This is a genomic window from Mesorhizobium sp. M7A.F.Ca.CA.004.04.2.1, assembly GCF_004022825.1.
Classification (GTDB): Bacteria; Pseudomonadota; Alphaproteobacteria; order Rhizobiales; family Rhizobiaceae; genus Mesorhizobium.
Genome location: NZ_RZPH01000036.1, coordinates 1 through 14,798, shown reverse-complemented (window position 1 = coordinate 14,798; position 14,798 = coordinate 1). Strand labels below are relative to the sequence as shown.

The following is a 14,798-nucleotide window of genomic DNA, read 5'->3' as shown; positions in this document are numbered from 1 at the left end:
GCTTCGGCCCGGCGAACGCAGCGGCCCCGAGCCGGTCGGGCGGCGCAATCCGGGCGTCATCTACGGCCTCGGCAATTTGGTCGAGAACGCCGTCGATTTCGCCCGCAAAAGCGTCACCGTGCACTGGAGCTGGGACGAGGCCACCGTCACCTTCTCGATCATCGATGACGGCCCCGGCTTTCCGGCCGAGATCATCGACCGCATCGGCGAGCCCTATATGTCGACGCGCCAGGGCAATGAAACCGGCGGCGGTCTGGGCCTCGGCCTGTTCATCGCCAAGACCCTGCTCGAACGCTCCGGTGCCGTGCTCGATTTCCGCAATTCCAGCGGCCTGGGCGAGGGCGCCATGGTACAGATATCGTGGCCGCGTGGTGTGTTCCTCAATCCGGAAATCACTTCGGCCAGCATGTTCGACACCGCCTGAGAGCCTTGAAGGACCTCTAAAAATTGGACAATCGGGCTCAGGAACTATATTTGCGTAAAATTAAGGCAGCAGGAATTTTGAGACTATGACAGGCGACGAGAATATTGGCGCAATGGTTGAAGGCGAGGACACCTCGCTGCTTGTCGTCGATGACGACAAGCCGTTCCTCACGCGTCTGGCCCGCGCCATGGAAGCCAGGGGCTTCGTGGTCGAGACGGCCGAGAGCGTCGAGGAGGCGGTTGCCAAGGCGCGCGCCAATCCACCCGCCTACGCTGTAGTCGACATGCGGCTCGGCGACGGCAACGGCCTCGACGTGGTCGCGGCCATCCGCGAAAAGCGCGAGGATTCCCGCACCATCATCCTGACCGGCTATGGCAACATCGCCACCGCGGTGACCGCGGTGAAGCTCGGTGCGGTCGATTATCTCTCCAAGCCCGCCGACGCCGATGATATCTTCGCTGCACTCACCCGCACCGCCGGCGAGCGCGCGGCGCCGCCTGAAAACCCGATGTCGGCCGACCGCGTCCGTTGGGAGCATATCCAGCGCGTCTATGAGATGTGCGAGCGCAACGTCTCCGAGACAGCGCGCCGGCTCAACATGCACCGCCGCACCTTGCAGCGCATACTGGCCAAGCGCGCGCCGCGTTAGGATCGCAGGGTGTCGCTTGGGGCCAAGTTTGTAACCAGCGGCGGAGAGAGCCCAATCGCCGAAGTCAGCGCCGCCCCTCATCGCCCTGCCGGGCACTTCTCCCCGTATAGTGACGGGGAGAAGTGGCTAGCCGCACCTAGGCGTAATTTCTGTAACGTTGGTGATTGGCGAAATCATAAATGACAGCGTCCCTCTCCCCGTCACTATACGGGGAGAGGATGCCGGCAGGCAGGTGAGGGGCGGCGCTAGCGCTTGGACAATGAAGCCCGCCAAACAGGCGGCTTAACGGAGGCGACATGCAGGATCTGAAGCAGCGGCCGGTTTCCGTCTTCCGCGAATTCCTCGATAGCGAAGCGGCCGGCGGCATCATCCTGATGGTGGCGGCGGCACTGGCCCTGATCGTCGCCAATTCGCCGCTCGCCGAAACCTATTTCTCCGCCCTCCACGCCTATCTCGGCCCGCTCAGTGTCTCGCATTGGGTCAATGACGGGCTGATGGCGGTGTTCTTCCTGCTCGTCGGACTGGAGATCAAGCGCGAGATGCTGGACGGCCAGCTCTCCACCTGGCCCCGGCGCGTGCTGCCCGGCATCGCCGCCGCCGGCGGCATGCTGGTTCCGGCACTCGTCTATGTCGCCGTCAACCGCAACAATGCGGCCGCCCTGTCCGGCTGGGCGATCCCGACCGCCACCGATATCGCTTTCGCGCTCGGCGTGCTGTCGCTGCTCGGCAGCCGCGTGCCGGCTTCGCTGAAGGTGTTCCTCACAGCCCTTGCCATCATCGACGACCTCGGTGCCGTCATTATCATCGCCATCTTCTACACCAGCGGCCTTTCGCTGGCTTATCTGGGTGCTGCCTTCGCCGTCATTGCCGCGCTTGTCGTGCTCAACCGCATGCGGGTGATGACGCTGGTTCCCTATCTCGTGCTCGGCGTCATCCTGTGGGTGCTGGTTCTGAAATCCGGCGTCCATGCCACGCTCGCCGGCGTGGCGCTGGCGCTGACCATCCCGCTTGAGCGTTCCGCCGGGATCGGCCACGATCTCGACCGTTCGCCCCTGCACCGGCTCGAGCACGGCCTGCACAAGATTGTGGCCTTCGTCGTCATCCCGATCTTTGGCTTTGCCAATGCCGGCGTTTCGCTCGCCGGTCTCAGCGTCAGTGCGCTGATCGAGCCGTTGACGCTGGGTGTCGCCGCCGGCCTGGTGGTCGGCAAGTTGGTCGGCGTGTTCGGCTCCTCGGCCCTTGCCATCCGGCTCGGTCTTGCCGACCTGCCAGCCAATGCAGGCTGGACGCACATGATCGGCATATCGCTGCTGTGCGGCATCGGCTTCACCATGAGCCTGTTCATCGGCCTGCTCGCCTTCGCCGGCGACGTGGCGCTGCAGGACGCGGTCAAGGTCGGCATCCTCGCCGGTTCCTTCATCGCCGCTATCCTGGGCGCTGCCGTGCTGCTCATGGCGCCCGCCAGGGGTGGCGTGGAGGACGGTGAAGAGTAGAGGCAGTCTTAGGACTTGGGGGACAATCGCTACTCGCTCTCACCCTCCAGCGCCGGCACCGACACGCCGGCAAGCTCTGCCGCCAGCAGCCGCGAAGCGCCGGCCCGCGCGATCCGCAGCATCAGCGCTTTGCGCGTTGCCGCTGCCATGCGGTGCTCGGGCGCATCGCGCAGGATCTCGGCGCCGTAGCCGTCGGAGAGGATGAAGCCGCACTCCTGGGGAAATATCTCCGAGGGCACGCCGGGATGGGTGGCGAAGAAGAAGCGGTCGGAATGCAGCCGGTAGTCGGGCCATTTGCGGTCGACCCTGAAATCCTCGATCGAGGATTTGATCTCGATGATCCAGATATCGCCCTGCCGGGTCAGCGCGACGAGGTCGGCGCGGCGGCCCGTGGCCAGCGACAGTTCGGGCAACACATGTGCGCCCATATCCATGAGCAGCCGCTGTACGCCGCGCCGCACCAGCATGGCGCGTTCGGACTGGCGGCCGTCGATGAGAGGATTGATGAGGATGGGGGAGATGATCGGCATGCCAGGCACCATGCCAGATTTTGTTCACGGTTTGAACCTGTTTTATGCAGACGATTGTATATTCGATATACCCGGATATACCCAAAAGAAGTCAGGCATTGATCCTTGAAAGATTGAGTTTGCGGTGCGTACCGTCGCTTCCATGGGGACGGGTGACGCAAAATCGAACACTAAAGAAGGCCAACAAGTATGGGCCTTTGACCTTGACGCTCTGCGCAAGGCTTTCAGAAAGTCCGTTCGGGAGCATAAAGTCACGGCGGCTGATTGGGCGGAACACGCCAAGCAGTTCCTCGAAAAACAAAGAGATCGTCAGCGCGAATCGACTTGATATGCCGCGCCGATCAATTTCCATTTAGTAACCCTAAGATAGCAGAAAAAAGTCTTTGCGCGTTACCAACCAAAGTCAGATGCAACCGCTTCAGTTCCGCGAATGTCGAATTGCATAAGCAGGGAGACGTCACTTCGACATTTCCGTGAAGGCGCAACCCATCTGCGGGTGGCGCATGGCTTTCTGTAAATTAGCTAAAGCTAATTTAAGTGAAAGGTGATATTTTGGAAGCAGCCGGGGCTCCCCCAATACACCCCGCTCCGGTCAGGCCCGGTGGCGGTCCACCCAAAGGAAGGCTACCGGGCCGATCCCTGCAACCAACCGGTGATCCGCTCGTTGATCCCATGCCGGGTTGATCCCCCGGCACTCCAGGACCTGCCCGCTGCCGAGGGGCGGCGGGCCTTTTTTGCCGATTGGATTCAAGCCCGCAGCGATAGCGAAGGCTCCGGCGGATGCCGGAGCCTTCGCGTTTGGTGATCCCGTCAGAAGTGGATCCAGAAGGATCTGCGGAAACATCTGCGGCGCCAAGAACCATTGCGCCAATAGCGACGGCAAACCCGCCTCCACCCGCGTCGGCGACGGCGGCGGTGCCATCTGCGGTGCCGCACGAACTCGACGCCGTCCTGAACATCGGGACCATCCGGGCCGAGAATGTCGTCGGATGGTTTGTCGAGCTCATCGAGAATGCCGGGCCCCGTATCAGGGATGCCGGCCAGGGCGGTGGCAGGACGCGCGATTGCGACGACGGTCGCAGCCCCTGCAAGCCCAAGCATTCCAGTCAGAAACAATCGCCGATCCATGCCAACCTCCATCGTTGATCATTGCGACAAGGGAAGACATAGAGCGGCAGATTGACGCGCCCAGATGCCGAAGAAAATTGGGTCAATCCCCCTGCCGTGCCGGCGGCGGATCTTTTTAGCGGTCTCTGACAATCCACGCGGCCAAATGCGCCTGTTCCCAGGGATCATTCCTCCGACAAGCCGGTCGCCGTTGCGTCCGTTTCAATGCTCACCGGCACGCCCTGGCGCAGGGAGTTGCTGACCGTGGAAATCGCCGCGGCCCTTGTGATGATCTCCGCCGGGTCGGAGCCGTCCAGTGTCGTGCATGAAACCTTCATGATTGACGAGGTCGCGAGCAAAGGCTTGCCTTCGAGGTTCAGCGTGACGGTCACCGCGATCTTGTTGAGCGTTACACCCATTTCCTCGGCGACGTAGCGAAGGTCGTTGCAGAAGCAGCCGCCGATCGCCAGGGCGAGCAGTTGGCCGCCATTGAAGCACAGGCCCATGCCGCCGGCCTTGCCTTCGGGCCGGTCGACGATGATCGTGTGGCCGCCGGCCCAGCCCATGGCGGCTTGCGTGTCCTCCACATTGCGCAGTTCGACGGTCATCGAGACCATTGCGGATGTCCTCCCGGCAGGAGTCGACCAGGCGTCGGGCCTCGTCGACGTAGAGTCATTATGCAGGCGCAGAGGCGACCTTGTCGCTGGGCAACGCCGCCCCCGCCATGTCATCAAGGATCGGACAATCCGGCCTTTCGTCGCCGTGGCAGGCATGGATCAGTTTCTGCAGCGTCGAGCGCATCGACTGCAGCTCGCGCACTTTCTCCTCGATCGCCGTGACATGGGCGGCGGCAATTTCGCGCACGTTCTGGCTGGCGCGGCTGCGATCCTGGTAAAGCGCCATCAACTGGCGGCAATCGTCGATGGAAAAGCCGAGATTGCGCGCGCGGCGCAGGAAGGCCAGCCGGTGGATGTCGTCTCCGGAATAATCGCGGTAGCCGTTGGCGGCGCGCGCCGGGGCGATCAGGCCGATCTCTTCATAGTAGCGGATGGTCTTGGCCGGCAGGCCGGAGCGGTGGGCGGCGTCACCGACATTCATGACGGTTCTCCTCGATTTCCAGGAGCCCATGGAGCAGGCCCCTTGAATTTGCTTCACAATCCTGTGAGTCCTGTTGCCAAAATGCCATAGTGATACGCTTACCGGTACGTCAAGGCAGGCATATAGGCATCGCGCGCTTGGCAAGCAAAGCAAATGCCAGCATGAATGATGATGAGAGAGCGGCCGACTCGTGCCGCCGAAGTTGGGCGGGGCACCGGATCACCTGATGCGCATGAAGTCGTTTGCAATCATCGCCGCACTGGCGCTCTCCACTGCTATCGCCGGTTGCAGCACCATCGGCTCGCAGATATTCTCCAACAACTACGGCGCGGTCACCGACGCAGGTTATCAGCTGCCGCGCATCCCGATCGAGAAAGTGCCGATGAAGTACCATCGGCAGGAAGTGAACTACGACAGCCCGGAAAAGCCGGGCACGATCATCGTCGATACGCAGAACAAGTTCCTCTACTTCATCGAGGGCGACGGAAGGGCCATTCGCTACGGCATCGGCGTCGGCCGCGAGGGCTTCGAGTGGCATGGCACCGCCCACATTGCGCTCAAGCGCGAATGGCCGACCTGGACGCCGCCGAGGCAGATGATCCAGCGCCAGCCGGAATTGGAAAAGTTTGCCGGCGGCATGCAGCCGGGCCTGAAGAACCCGCTCGGCGCGCGCGCCATGTACCTGTTCAACAAGGGCGGTGATTCAGGCTATCGCCTGCATGGCAGCCCGGAGTGGAATTCGATCGGCAAGGCGATGTCGTCTGGCTGCATCCGCCTGATGAATCAGGACATTATCGACCTCTATGACCGCGCCTCGGTCGGCGCCAAGGTCATCGTTCTCTAGAGGCAGTTTTCGTACGCGGACCGTCTAGGCAACAACGGACGTCCCAAGCAGAAAACCGGGCAATTCGGCCCGGTTTTTTGTTGTTTGCGCGATGCGACGCCTGCTCGGTGGTCAGGACACCGCCGAGAACGAGGTGGGAGCCAAGATTTGGTTGGTGATTGTCTCGGTGATCTGGCCGTCACGCTCGGAATCTTCCCGCGCCTGTGTCCAGGCCGGGTCCTTCACGAACGCCGTCCAGCGCTCTTCGCGTTCGGCCAGCGATTCCCATGCCAGCATGTAGGTCAGGTCGTTGTTCGAAGCACCGATCAGCGTGGTAAAGAAACCCGCTTGGCGGATACCGTGCTTTTCCCATAATTTGAGGGTGATCTTGTCGAAGCGATCAAGAAGCGCCGGCAAGCGTCCCGGCAAAGCCCGGTAAACCCGAAGTTCGTAGATCACTTTGGAGTTCCTTCTGATCGATGCGCCGGAAGCGAAGAAATCGGACCAGATGGTCAGTGGGGTAGAATCATCAAAGGGGCGTCAGGAGACCTGTTCGACCTGCTGCACTTCCGGCACGAAATGGCGCAGAAGGTTCTGGATGCCGTGCTTCAGCGTCGCCGTCGATGACGGGCAGCCGGCGCATGCGCCCTTCATGTGCAGGAACACCGTGCCATTCTCGAAGCCGCGGAAGGTGATGTCGCCGCCATCCTGGGCGACCGCCGGACGCACCCGTGTATCGAGCAGTTCCTTGATGGTGATGACCAGCTCCTCGTCGGCTTTGTCGTAGAACTCACCGGTCTGGCTGGTCTCGGCGGCCGGGCCGGCCTTGGCCATGACGGGCGCGCCGGACATGAAATGCTCCATGATGGCGCCGAGGATCGCCGGCTTCAAATGCTGCCAGTCGGGGCCATCCTTGGTCACGGTGATGAAGTCATAGCCGAAGAAAACGCCGGTGACGCCAGGAATTTCGAACAGCCGGCCGGCCAGCGGCGAGGCAACGGCGGCGCTGTCGGCATCGCGGAAATCGGCGGTGCCTTCCAGAAGCACTTCCTTGCCGGGCAGGAATTTCAGCGTCGCCGGGTTTGGCGTCGATTCGGTCTGGATGAACATGGCCGTCTCCGTGCCCGTTTGGGCATCTAGTTTGGAACAATTCTAAATAGGCTCAATTGGCTGGACATTCAAGCGAAACGCATCGTCGGAACAGCTGGCTGGCGGAATGTTTTTCCGCGCCCATCATCGGACCGGCATCACCTGAAGAGCAGAATCTCAGGCCAGGCTGTCGATTTCCTCGTCCGACAGGTTCTGCGGCACGACAGTCACCGGGATCGGGAAGGCGGCACCCTTGCCGGCCACGGCGCCGACCAGTGGCCCCGGGCCTTCCTTGCCCGCACCGGCGGCCAGCACCAGGATGGCGATGTCCTGGTCTTCCTCGATCAATTTGTGGATCTCTTCCGTCGGCTTGCCTTCGCGCACCACCATCTCGGGCTCGATGCCGAGCTTCTGGCGCACCTTGTTGGCATAGCTGTCGAGCGCGGCGCGCGCCGTGGCGTTGGCTTCCTCGCGCATGATCTTCTCGACACCCAGCCAATGCTGGAAATCGTCCGGCACGATGACATAGAGCAGCACCAGCGTGCCGCTGGTGCTCTGCGCCCGTTTCGAGGCGTAGGCGACGGCGCGCTCGCATTCCGGCGTGTCGTCGATGATCGTCAGGAATTTCCTGCGATGGCCGGCTTCGCGGCTGAGGCGTTTGGAGACCATGTCTATCTACTCGGTGTCTTGCGGCGCAATCTGCCACTGCGGGGGACCGGCGGCAAGCCGCCGGCCTTGTGCCAGTGCACCCGATGTCGCGATCAGCCCTGCAGCAGGCCGATAATGTCGCGCACCGTCTTCATCGTCGCTTCGGCCAGCACGCCGGCGCGCTCGCCGCCATCCTTGAGCACCGCGTCGACATAGGCGCGGTCATCCGAAATGCGGCGCATCTCGCTGGCGATCGGCGCCAGTTTTTCCACTGCAAGATCGGCCAAGGCCGGCTTGAACACGGAAAACTGCTGGCCGGCGAATTCCTTGAGTACATCCGCCTTCGATATCTCGGCGAGACCCGCATAGATGCCGACCAGGTTCTCCGCCTCGGGCCGGCCGGCCAGGCCGTCCAGCTCGCTCGGCAACGCTTCCGGGTCGGTCTTGGCCTTGCGGATCTTCTTCGAGATGTCGTCGGCATCGTCGGTCAGGTTGATGCGCGACAAATCCGACGGGTCCGATTTGGACATTTTCTTGGAGCCGTCGCGCAGCGACATGATGCGCGCCGCCGGCCCGCCGATGACCGGCTCGGTCAGCGGGAAATAGCCGTTGACGGTCTCTTCGCCGACCTGCATCTCGACGCCGACGCCAAGGGCCGCGATGCGGTCGGAGAAGTCGTTGTTGAATTTCTGCGCGATGTCGCGGGTGAGTTCCAGATGCTGCTTCTGGTCCTCGCCCACCGGCACGTGGGTGGCACGGTAGAGCAGGATGTCGGCAGCCATCAGCGAAGGATAGGCAAGCAGGCCGAGCGAGGCGTTCTCGCGATCCTTGCCGGCCTTGTCCTTGAACTGCGTCATGCGGTTCATCCAGCCGATGCGCGCCACGCAATTGAAGATCCAGGCGAGCTCGGCGTGCTGCATGACCCGCGACTGGTTGAAGACGATGTGCTTCTTCGGGTCGATGCCCGAGGCCAGGAACGCAGCGGTGATCGACCGCGTCTGATCGGCTAGGTCTTCATAAACGAGTTGGGCTGTCAGCGAATGCAGGTCGACGACGCAATAGATGCAATCGGAGGTGTCCTGCAGGGCAACGAATTTCTTGATGGCGCCGAGATAGTTGCCGAGATGCAGATTGCCGGTCGGCTGGACACCGGAAAAGACGAGTGGCTTGAAGGCGGTCATGATTGTCCTCATGGCTTGTGGAGGGCCGTATAAGCGTGATTCCGAAAAGTTGCAGACTTTTCGGAGCCAATCGCGCGGCTGGAAACCGCGCGCGGCGAAAGTCTTGCGACGGCGCGCTTATGGACGAAGACGGCGCTGCGATCAAGACGGCGCTGCGGGCGTGTCGGGCGCTCTACTCGTCCAGGTCGGTCTTTGCGACCGGTGGCGCCGACTTGCCCGATCCCCGCTTGACGTTGCGTCGGATCATGCCGAAATCGGCACCGCCTGTGGCGAAGGCGGTGATGAAATAAAGCAGCGCTCCGCCGGCAACCAGCGACAGCAGCGTCGTCGCCTTGACCACCAGCGGCGAGCCCGGCCCTAGCCTGACGGCGAACCAGTGCTCGGCAAAATAGAGTGCCGCCCCCATTACGGCCGCCGACAGCACCAGCCGTGGAATGCGCTTCATCAGCGGCACGTCGCGCCCCCAATGGCCGCGCCGGATCAAGACGCCGACCAGCATCACCGCGTTGACCCAGCCGGCGACGGCCGAGGCCACCGCGATGCCGGGCGCGCCCATCCGTGGAAACAGCGTCAGCGCCGTGGTGACGTTCACCGCCACCGAGATGGCGGCAAAGATCATCGGCGTGCGCGTGTCCTCGCGGGCGAAATAGCCTGGGGTGAACGCCTTGATCAGGACGAAGGCCGGCAGGCCGAGGCCGAAGATCGCCAGGATCGCCGCCACCGTCGGCGTCGAGCCGTTGGCGGCGAATGCGCCGCGCTCATAGACCAGCCGCACGATCGGCTCCGACATCACCCAGAGTGCCGCGGCTGCCGGCAGGGTAAGGAACAGCGTGAACTCGACCGAGCGGTTCTGCAGATTGGCCGCCTCGATCAGATTGCCCGACTTCAGCGCCCGCGACAATTCGGGCAACAGCACGATCGCCACCGCAACACCGACCACGCCGAGCGGCAACTGGTAGATGCGGTCGGCATAGGCGAGCGAGGATACCGCGCTGTTCTGCGCCGAGGCGATCGCCGTGCCGATCAGCTGGTTGATCTGGGTGATGCCGCCGGTGATGGCCGCCGGCAGCGCCAGGATCAGCAGCCGCTTGACCGCGGGCGTCATTTTCGGCCGGCGGAAGCCGATCGAGATGCCGGCGTGGCGCACCGCCACCCAGACGATCGCCAGTTGCACCAGTCCGGCGGCAAGCACGCCCCAGGACAGCCCGTAGCCGACGGTGAGGGCATCCGAGCCCTTATACCAGGCATAGGCGAGCACGCCGATCAGGATGATGTTGAGGAACACCGGTGCCACCGCGGCGGCGAAATAGCGGCGCAGCGAATTCAGCATGCCCGCCATCATCGCGCCCAGCGACATGCAGATCAGATAGGGAAACATGATCGTCGCCAGCGTCACCGTGGTGTCGAACTTCCCCGGCGTGCCGGCAAAACCCGGCGCCACCAGATAGCGCACGATCAGCGGCATCGACAGTTCCATGATGATCGTCAGCGCCAGCAGCGCCGTGAACAGCACGCCGAACACTTCCTCGGAAAAGCGCTTGGCGCCTTCGGTACCGTGGGTCTCGATCTCCTTGGCGAACAGCGGCACGAAGGCGGCGTTGAAGGCGCCTTCGGCAAACAGCCGGCGAAAGGTGTTGGGAAACTGGAAAGCGGCGTTGAAGGCATCGGCGACCGGTCCGGTACCGAGTGCGGCGGCCATCAGCATCTCGCGGCCGAAACCGAGCGCGCGGCTCATCAGCGTGCCGGAAGCGACCGTTGCGAATTTCTTGACGAGGCTCATGCTTTTGGGAACTGCCTGCGAAATTGGGACGAAGTGATGGTCGTTGTCACTCGGCCGCCGCCCTGGACTTGCCGCCGCGTTCGGGCACGATGCCTTCGAGCGTTGCCATCAGCCGATTGCGGATGGTGGCGATGCGGGCCGGGCTGTCTATCTTCTGGCCAGTGAGATCGGTGACATAGAAAGTGTCGATGACCTTTTCGCCGAAGGTGGTGATGTGGGCCGATGCGATGTCGAGCGACAGGTCGGAAAGCGTTCCGGTGATCTCCGACAGCAGTCCCGGCCGGTCGAGGCCCTCGACCTCGATGACCGAAAAACGGTTCGACAGCGTGTTGCGGATTTCGGCGCGCGGCGGGATCTTGAACACCTTGGAGCCGCGCCGCGGCTTGGTGCGCTTCTCGATCATTTCCGGCAGCCAGCTCTTGCCCGACAGCACGTCCTCGATCAGCCGGCCGACACGCTCGGCACGCCGGCGCTCATCCTCGTCGCGATCGAATTCTCTGCTGATCAGGATCGTGTCGAGGGCGCGGCCATCCGACGTCGTGAAGATCTGCGCGTCGACAATGTTGCCGCCGGCTCCGGCGCAAGCCCCGGCGATGACCGAGAGCAGACGGGGGTGGTCCTGCGCCAGCACGGTGATTTCGGTCACCGCCTCGAACTGGTGGGTCTTGACCATGGTGGCAAGCTTGTTGCCTGACACGTCGGCTTCGCGGATGAACTCGGCATGGCGCAACTGGTCTGCGAGATCGACGGTCAAAAGGTAATTCTCGTAGTGTTGGCCGACATAGCGCTTGCGGGCTTTGTCCGGCCAGTCGGCAAGCGCCTCGGCCAGGCGCTCGCGCGCCGCCGCCGTGCGCTGCGCGCGCGACACTTCCGAAAACCCGCCGGTCAGCAGCAATTCGGTCTCGTAGTAGAGCGTGCGCAGCAGCTGGCCCTTCCAGCCGTTCCAGACACCGGGTCCGACGCCCCTGATGTCGCAGACGGTGAGGATCAAAAGCAGCTTCAGCCGCTCGACCGACTGCACGATCGCGGCAAAATCCTCGATGGTCTTGCGGTCGTTGAGGTCGCGGGTCTGCGCCGTCATCGACATCACGAGGTGGTTCTCGACCAGCCAGGCCACGGTTTCGGTATCGGCAGGCGACAGCCCCATATGCGGGCAGATGCGACGGGCGATCCTGGCCCCGGCCTCGGAATGGTCCTCCGGCCTGCCTTTGGCGATGTCGTGCAGCAGTACGGCGACATAGAGCGCCTCGCGGCTCTTCTTCAGGCCCGGCATCAGCGTGTGCGACAAGGGGTGGACCTTTTCGCCGTCGCCGCGCTCGATCTCGGCCAGCACGCCGATGCAGCGGATCAGATGCTCGTCCACCGTGTAGTGGTGGTACATCGAGAACTGCATCATGGCGACGATCTTGCCGAAATCCGGGATCAGCCTGCCGAGCAGTCCGGCTTCGTTCATGCGACGCAGATTGAGTTCGGCATTGCGATCCGAGGTCAATATGTCGAGGAACAGCCGGTTGGCCTCCTCGTCGCGCCGCAGCGACTTGTTGACCAGGCCGAGCGAACGGGTCAGCAGCTTCAGCGCGTCAGGGTGGAATTCCAGACCGTGCTTGTCGGCGAACCAGAACAGCCTGAGCAGATTGACCGGATCGCGCTCGAACACCTGGTCGTCGGCGATGTTGATGCGGTGGTTGTCGACAATGAAGTCGGAAGTACCGGCCAGCTTGCGCTTGCGCCTGGAGAAAGTCAGGAAGATGCGGTTGAAGCCAGGTACGTGCTTGGCCTGCTCCTCCTCGAGCGCGGCGCAGAAGATGCGGGTCAGGTCGCCGACGTCCTTGGCAACGAGAAAGTAGTGCTTCATGAAGCGCTCGACCGCCGACAGGCCGGGGTGTGTGGTGTAGCCGAGCCGTTCGGCGATCTCGCGCTGGATGTCGAAATGCAACCGCTCTTCGGCCTTGCCGGTGAGGAAATGCATGTGGCAGCGTACCGCCCACAGGAAATCCTCGGCCTTCTGGAACTCGCGGTATTCGCCCTCGGTGAAGACGCCCTTGTCGACCAGTTCCTCACCGGTGCGCACCCGATAGAAATATTTGCCGATCCAAAACAGCGTCTGCAGGTCGCGCAGGCCGCCCTTGCCGTCCTTGACGTTGGGCTCGACCAGATAGCGGCTTTCGCCGGCCTTGGCATGGCGGTCATCGCGTTCGGCAAGCTTGGCCTGGACATATTCGGGGCCGGTCGTGCGCACCACCTCATGGTCGAACCGCAGCATCAGTTCATCATAGAGCTTTTCCTCGCCCCACAGGAAACGTGCTTCGAGGATCGAGGTGCGAATGGTGACATCGGTGCGCGACAGGCGCAGGCATTCGTCGATGTTACGGGTGGCGTGGCCGACCTTCAGCCCCAGGTCCCACAGCATGTAGAGCATGTATTCGACTGTCTGTTCGCCCCACGGCGTCTGCTTGTAGGGCAGCAGGAACAGAAGGTCGATGTCGGATCCGGGCGCCAGCGTTCCACGGCCGTAGCCGCCGACAGCGACAACGGCCATGCGCTCCGCCGAAGACGGGTTCTTGACCCGGTAGACATGGGTGACGGCGAAATCGTAAAGCGCCCGGATGATCTCGTCCATGAGGTGCGACAGCCGCGCCGCGCAGGCGCTGCCGCCGCCATCGTCCATCAGCATGCGTTCGGCAATGGCGCGCCCTTCCGCCAGTCGTCCCTTGAGCAGTTGGAGCACGCCATTGCGCGCGACCTGCCCGGAGCCGTCGCCCGCCGTGGCCGCGGTCAGCGCGGTCATCTCGCGGCGCAAGGCTTCGCCGTCGATCAATTCGTCGAGCTTCAGGGAGATTCTTGCCATATACCCAGCCGGCCTTGCCGTTTCGGCGGCGTCTATAGCGCGTTTTCGCGGCGCTGGGTATGGGGCGTTGAAAGCCGGTTCAAGACCCGGCTGAGCTCTGGCTCGGATAAGTAAATGGAATGACCATTCTCCGCTTCAGTCGACAGAAATCGGCAATGCGCTTGCCTATTCGCCGAGCCTCGGCTTTTACCTTCGCTATGGCTGTCTTTCTGCGTCTCCCGGTCCCGGCGGCGCACTGGATATCGCGCTTTTCCCTGAGCAGGCTTGGCAATTGGAGCGCCCTGTCGCCAAGGAACTGATCTTGTGCGCAGAGCGCAGGAACAAGCTGATAGATCGTCTCGCCTCGCAAAACCGAAAACTCGGGGTTGAAGACAAGGTCGTCGACAGCGATGCCGATCTCCTCTGTGGCCTTGATCAGGTCGAGCGCGGTTTGCCTGGAGATGATGTAGCCGGCGGTTCCTATATGTCCGGCGTCGAGTTTGGATGTGGAAAAGCCGTGACCGATGGCAATGCGCTTGCGTCGGATCACGGTCTTGCAAAAATAGCTTTCGAGCTTGACGACTTCGGCATCGGCTGGAATCCAGTCGCTGTCGCGAAGCAATGCGCCGGCTTTCGCGGCAAAGACGATGTCGTCCTCGAAGATTGCCCCGTAGCGAGCGTCGCCTTGCGCGATGGCGGCCCAGCAGGCCCGGTGACTGAGCAGGCAGGCGATCTCGCCGTCAGTCAATGGCAGCCTGTTCCGATATCCGACATTTTGTGGCAGCTGGTCCAGGTCCGGCCGATCCCGTGCGTCGATGGCCTGAACGCGTTCGAATGGGACGCCGATGCGGACAAACTCCGCCGTCACACGGGCAAGGCGATCGGGAGACCGATCGAGATTGATGACCAGACGCTTCATTGCCAAAGAAAATCTCACCCCCGGGACGCTCGCTCTCTAGCAGGCGTGGTGTTGCCGCGTGATACTTTTTTTGGGGAGGATGGACGCGCCGTCGACCGGAAAAGAAAGTCGAAACAGCCCTTGACCTTCCAGTTACTGGAAGCCCTATCTCCGCGTCACACACCGACCCATCGAGGCATTTTCGAATGACGCATTCCGATCACGATCATCACGCGCATGGTAGCTGCTGC

Annotated in this window: 16 protein-coding genes; 5 read left to right on the top strand and 11 right to left on the bottom strand. The window is 62.6% G+C overall.

Annotated features, from left to right (window positions below; all coding sequences use genetic code 11):
- From EN893_RS03425 to nhaA, 3 genes are all read left to right on the top strand, one after another.
- Positions 1 to 424, top strand: a 424-nt coding sequence (locus EN893_RS03425) for an ATP-binding protein (protein WP_164900703.1), incomplete at its 5' end; no start/stop codon positions are given.
- Between the two features lie 85 nt (positions 425 to 509).
- Entirely contained in the window at positions 510 to 1,073 is a 564-nt protein-coding gene (locus tag EN893_RS03420) for an ActR/PrrA/RegA family redox response regulator transcription factor (RefSeq protein ID WP_013528072.1), read from the top strand.
- 296 nt (positions 1,074 to 1,369) lie between these two features.
- Entirely contained in the window at positions 1,370 to 2,566 is a 1,197-nt protein-coding gene (nhaA, locus tag EN893_RS03410; protein WP_127271565.1) for a Na+/H+ antiporter NhaA, read from the top strand.
- Between the two features lie 29 nt (positions 2,567 to 2,595).
- On the opposite strand, the gene EN893_RS03405 is transcribed toward nhaA, so the two are convergent.
- The gene (locus EN893_RS03405; protein WP_050596738.1) at positions 2,596 to 3,096 is read right to left on the bottom strand and encodes an MmcB family DNA repair protein; all 501 of its coding nucleotides are present in this window, start codon (positions 3,094 to 3,096) and stop codon (positions 2,596 to 2,598) included.
- Between the two features lie 91 nt (positions 3,097 to 3,187).
- Complete coding sequence (locus tag EN893_RS03400; protein WP_127271563.1) at positions 3,188 to 3,448, bottom strand: hypothetical protein; 261 nt, start codon at positions 3,446 to 3,448, stop codon at positions 3,188 to 3,190.
- A 428-nt stretch (positions 3,449 to 3,876) separates the two neighbouring features.
- On the opposite strand from EN893_RS03400, the gene EN893_RS38585 reads away from it, so the two are divergent.
- Complete coding sequence (locus EN893_RS38585) at positions 3,877 to 4,242, top strand: hypothetical protein (RefSeq protein WP_164752309.1); 366 nt, start codon at positions 3,877 to 3,879, stop codon at positions 4,240 to 4,242.
- Positions 4,243 to 4,388: 146 nt separating this feature from the next.
- Here the strand turns inward: EN893_RS38585 and EN893_RS03390 are convergent, their stop codons facing one another.
- The gene (locus EN893_RS03390) at positions 4,389 to 4,820 is read right to left on the bottom strand and encodes an OsmC family protein (protein WP_127269478.1); all 432 of its coding nucleotides are present in this window, start codon (positions 4,818 to 4,820) and stop codon (positions 4,389 to 4,391) included.
- Positions 4,821 to 4,878: 58 nt separating this feature from the next.
- Positions 4,879 to 5,301: a Cu(I)-responsive transcriptional regulator gene (gene cueR, locus EN893_RS03385; protein WP_127269477.1), complete on the bottom strand. Its 423-nt coding sequence runs from the start codon at positions 5,299 to 5,301 to the stop codon at positions 4,879 to 4,881.
- A 226-nt stretch (positions 5,302 to 5,527) separates the two neighbouring features.
- Here cueR and EN893_RS03380 point away from each other — a divergent pair, with 226 nt between their 5' ends.
- Positions 5,528 to 6,145 carry a L,D-transpeptidase gene (locus EN893_RS03380; RefSeq protein WP_127269476.1) on the top strand — a complete coding sequence of 206 codons (618 nt, stop codon included), beginning with the start codon at positions 5,528 to 5,530 and terminating at the stop codon, positions 6,143 to 6,145.
- A 111-nt stretch (positions 6,146 to 6,256) separates the two neighbouring features.
- Here EN893_RS03380 and EN893_RS03375 read toward each other — a convergent pair whose 3' ends face one another.
- The 7 genes from EN893_RS03375 to EN893_RS03345 form a co-directional block, all read right to left on the bottom strand.
- A complete protein-coding gene (locus EN893_RS03375) occupies positions 6,257 to 6,583 on the bottom strand; it encodes an NIPSNAP family protein (protein WP_127269475.1) in 327 nt (108 codons plus the stop codon).
- Positions 6,584 to 6,664: 81 nt separating this feature from the next.
- A complete protein-coding gene (locus tag EN893_RS03370) occupies positions 6,665 to 7,234 on the bottom strand; it encodes a NifU family protein (protein WP_023811631.1) in 570 nt (189 codons plus the stop codon).
- Positions 7,235 to 7,390: 156 nt separating this feature from the next.
- Positions 7,391 to 7,882, bottom strand: a complete 492-nt coding sequence (locus EN893_RS03365; RefSeq protein WP_013528063.1) for a universal stress protein — start codon at positions 7,880 to 7,882, stop codon at positions 7,391 to 7,393.
- A 92-nt stretch (positions 7,883 to 7,974) separates the two neighbouring features.
- The gene (gene trpS / locus EN893_RS03360; RefSeq protein ID WP_127256391.1) at positions 7,975 to 9,042 is read right to left on the bottom strand and encodes a tryptophan--tRNA ligase; all 1,068 of its coding nucleotides are present in this window, start codon (positions 9,040 to 9,042) and stop codon (positions 7,975 to 7,977) included.
- Positions 9,043 to 9,214: 172 nt separating this feature from the next.
- Positions 9,215 to 10,822: a murein biosynthesis integral membrane protein MurJ gene (gene murJ / locus EN893_RS03355; RefSeq protein ID WP_128361400.1), complete on the bottom strand. Its 1,608-nt coding sequence runs from the start codon at positions 10,820 to 10,822 to the stop codon at positions 9,215 to 9,217.
- A 46-nt stretch (positions 10,823 to 10,868) separates the two neighbouring features.
- Positions 10,869 to 13,670 (bottom strand): [protein-PII] uridylyltransferase, encoded by a 2,802-nt coding sequence (locus EN893_RS03350; RefSeq protein ID WP_127271558.1) that lies wholly within the window; start codon positions 13,668 to 13,670, stop codon positions 10,869 to 10,871.
- Between the two features lie 79 nt (positions 13,671 to 13,749).
- On the bottom strand, positions 13,750 to 14,568 hold the full coding sequence (locus EN893_RS03345) for a glycosyltransferase family 25 protein (protein WP_127269992.1): 819 nt from the start codon (positions 14,566 to 14,568) through the stop codon (positions 13,750 to 13,752).
- Positions 14,569 to 14,798 lie beyond the last annotated feature (230 nt).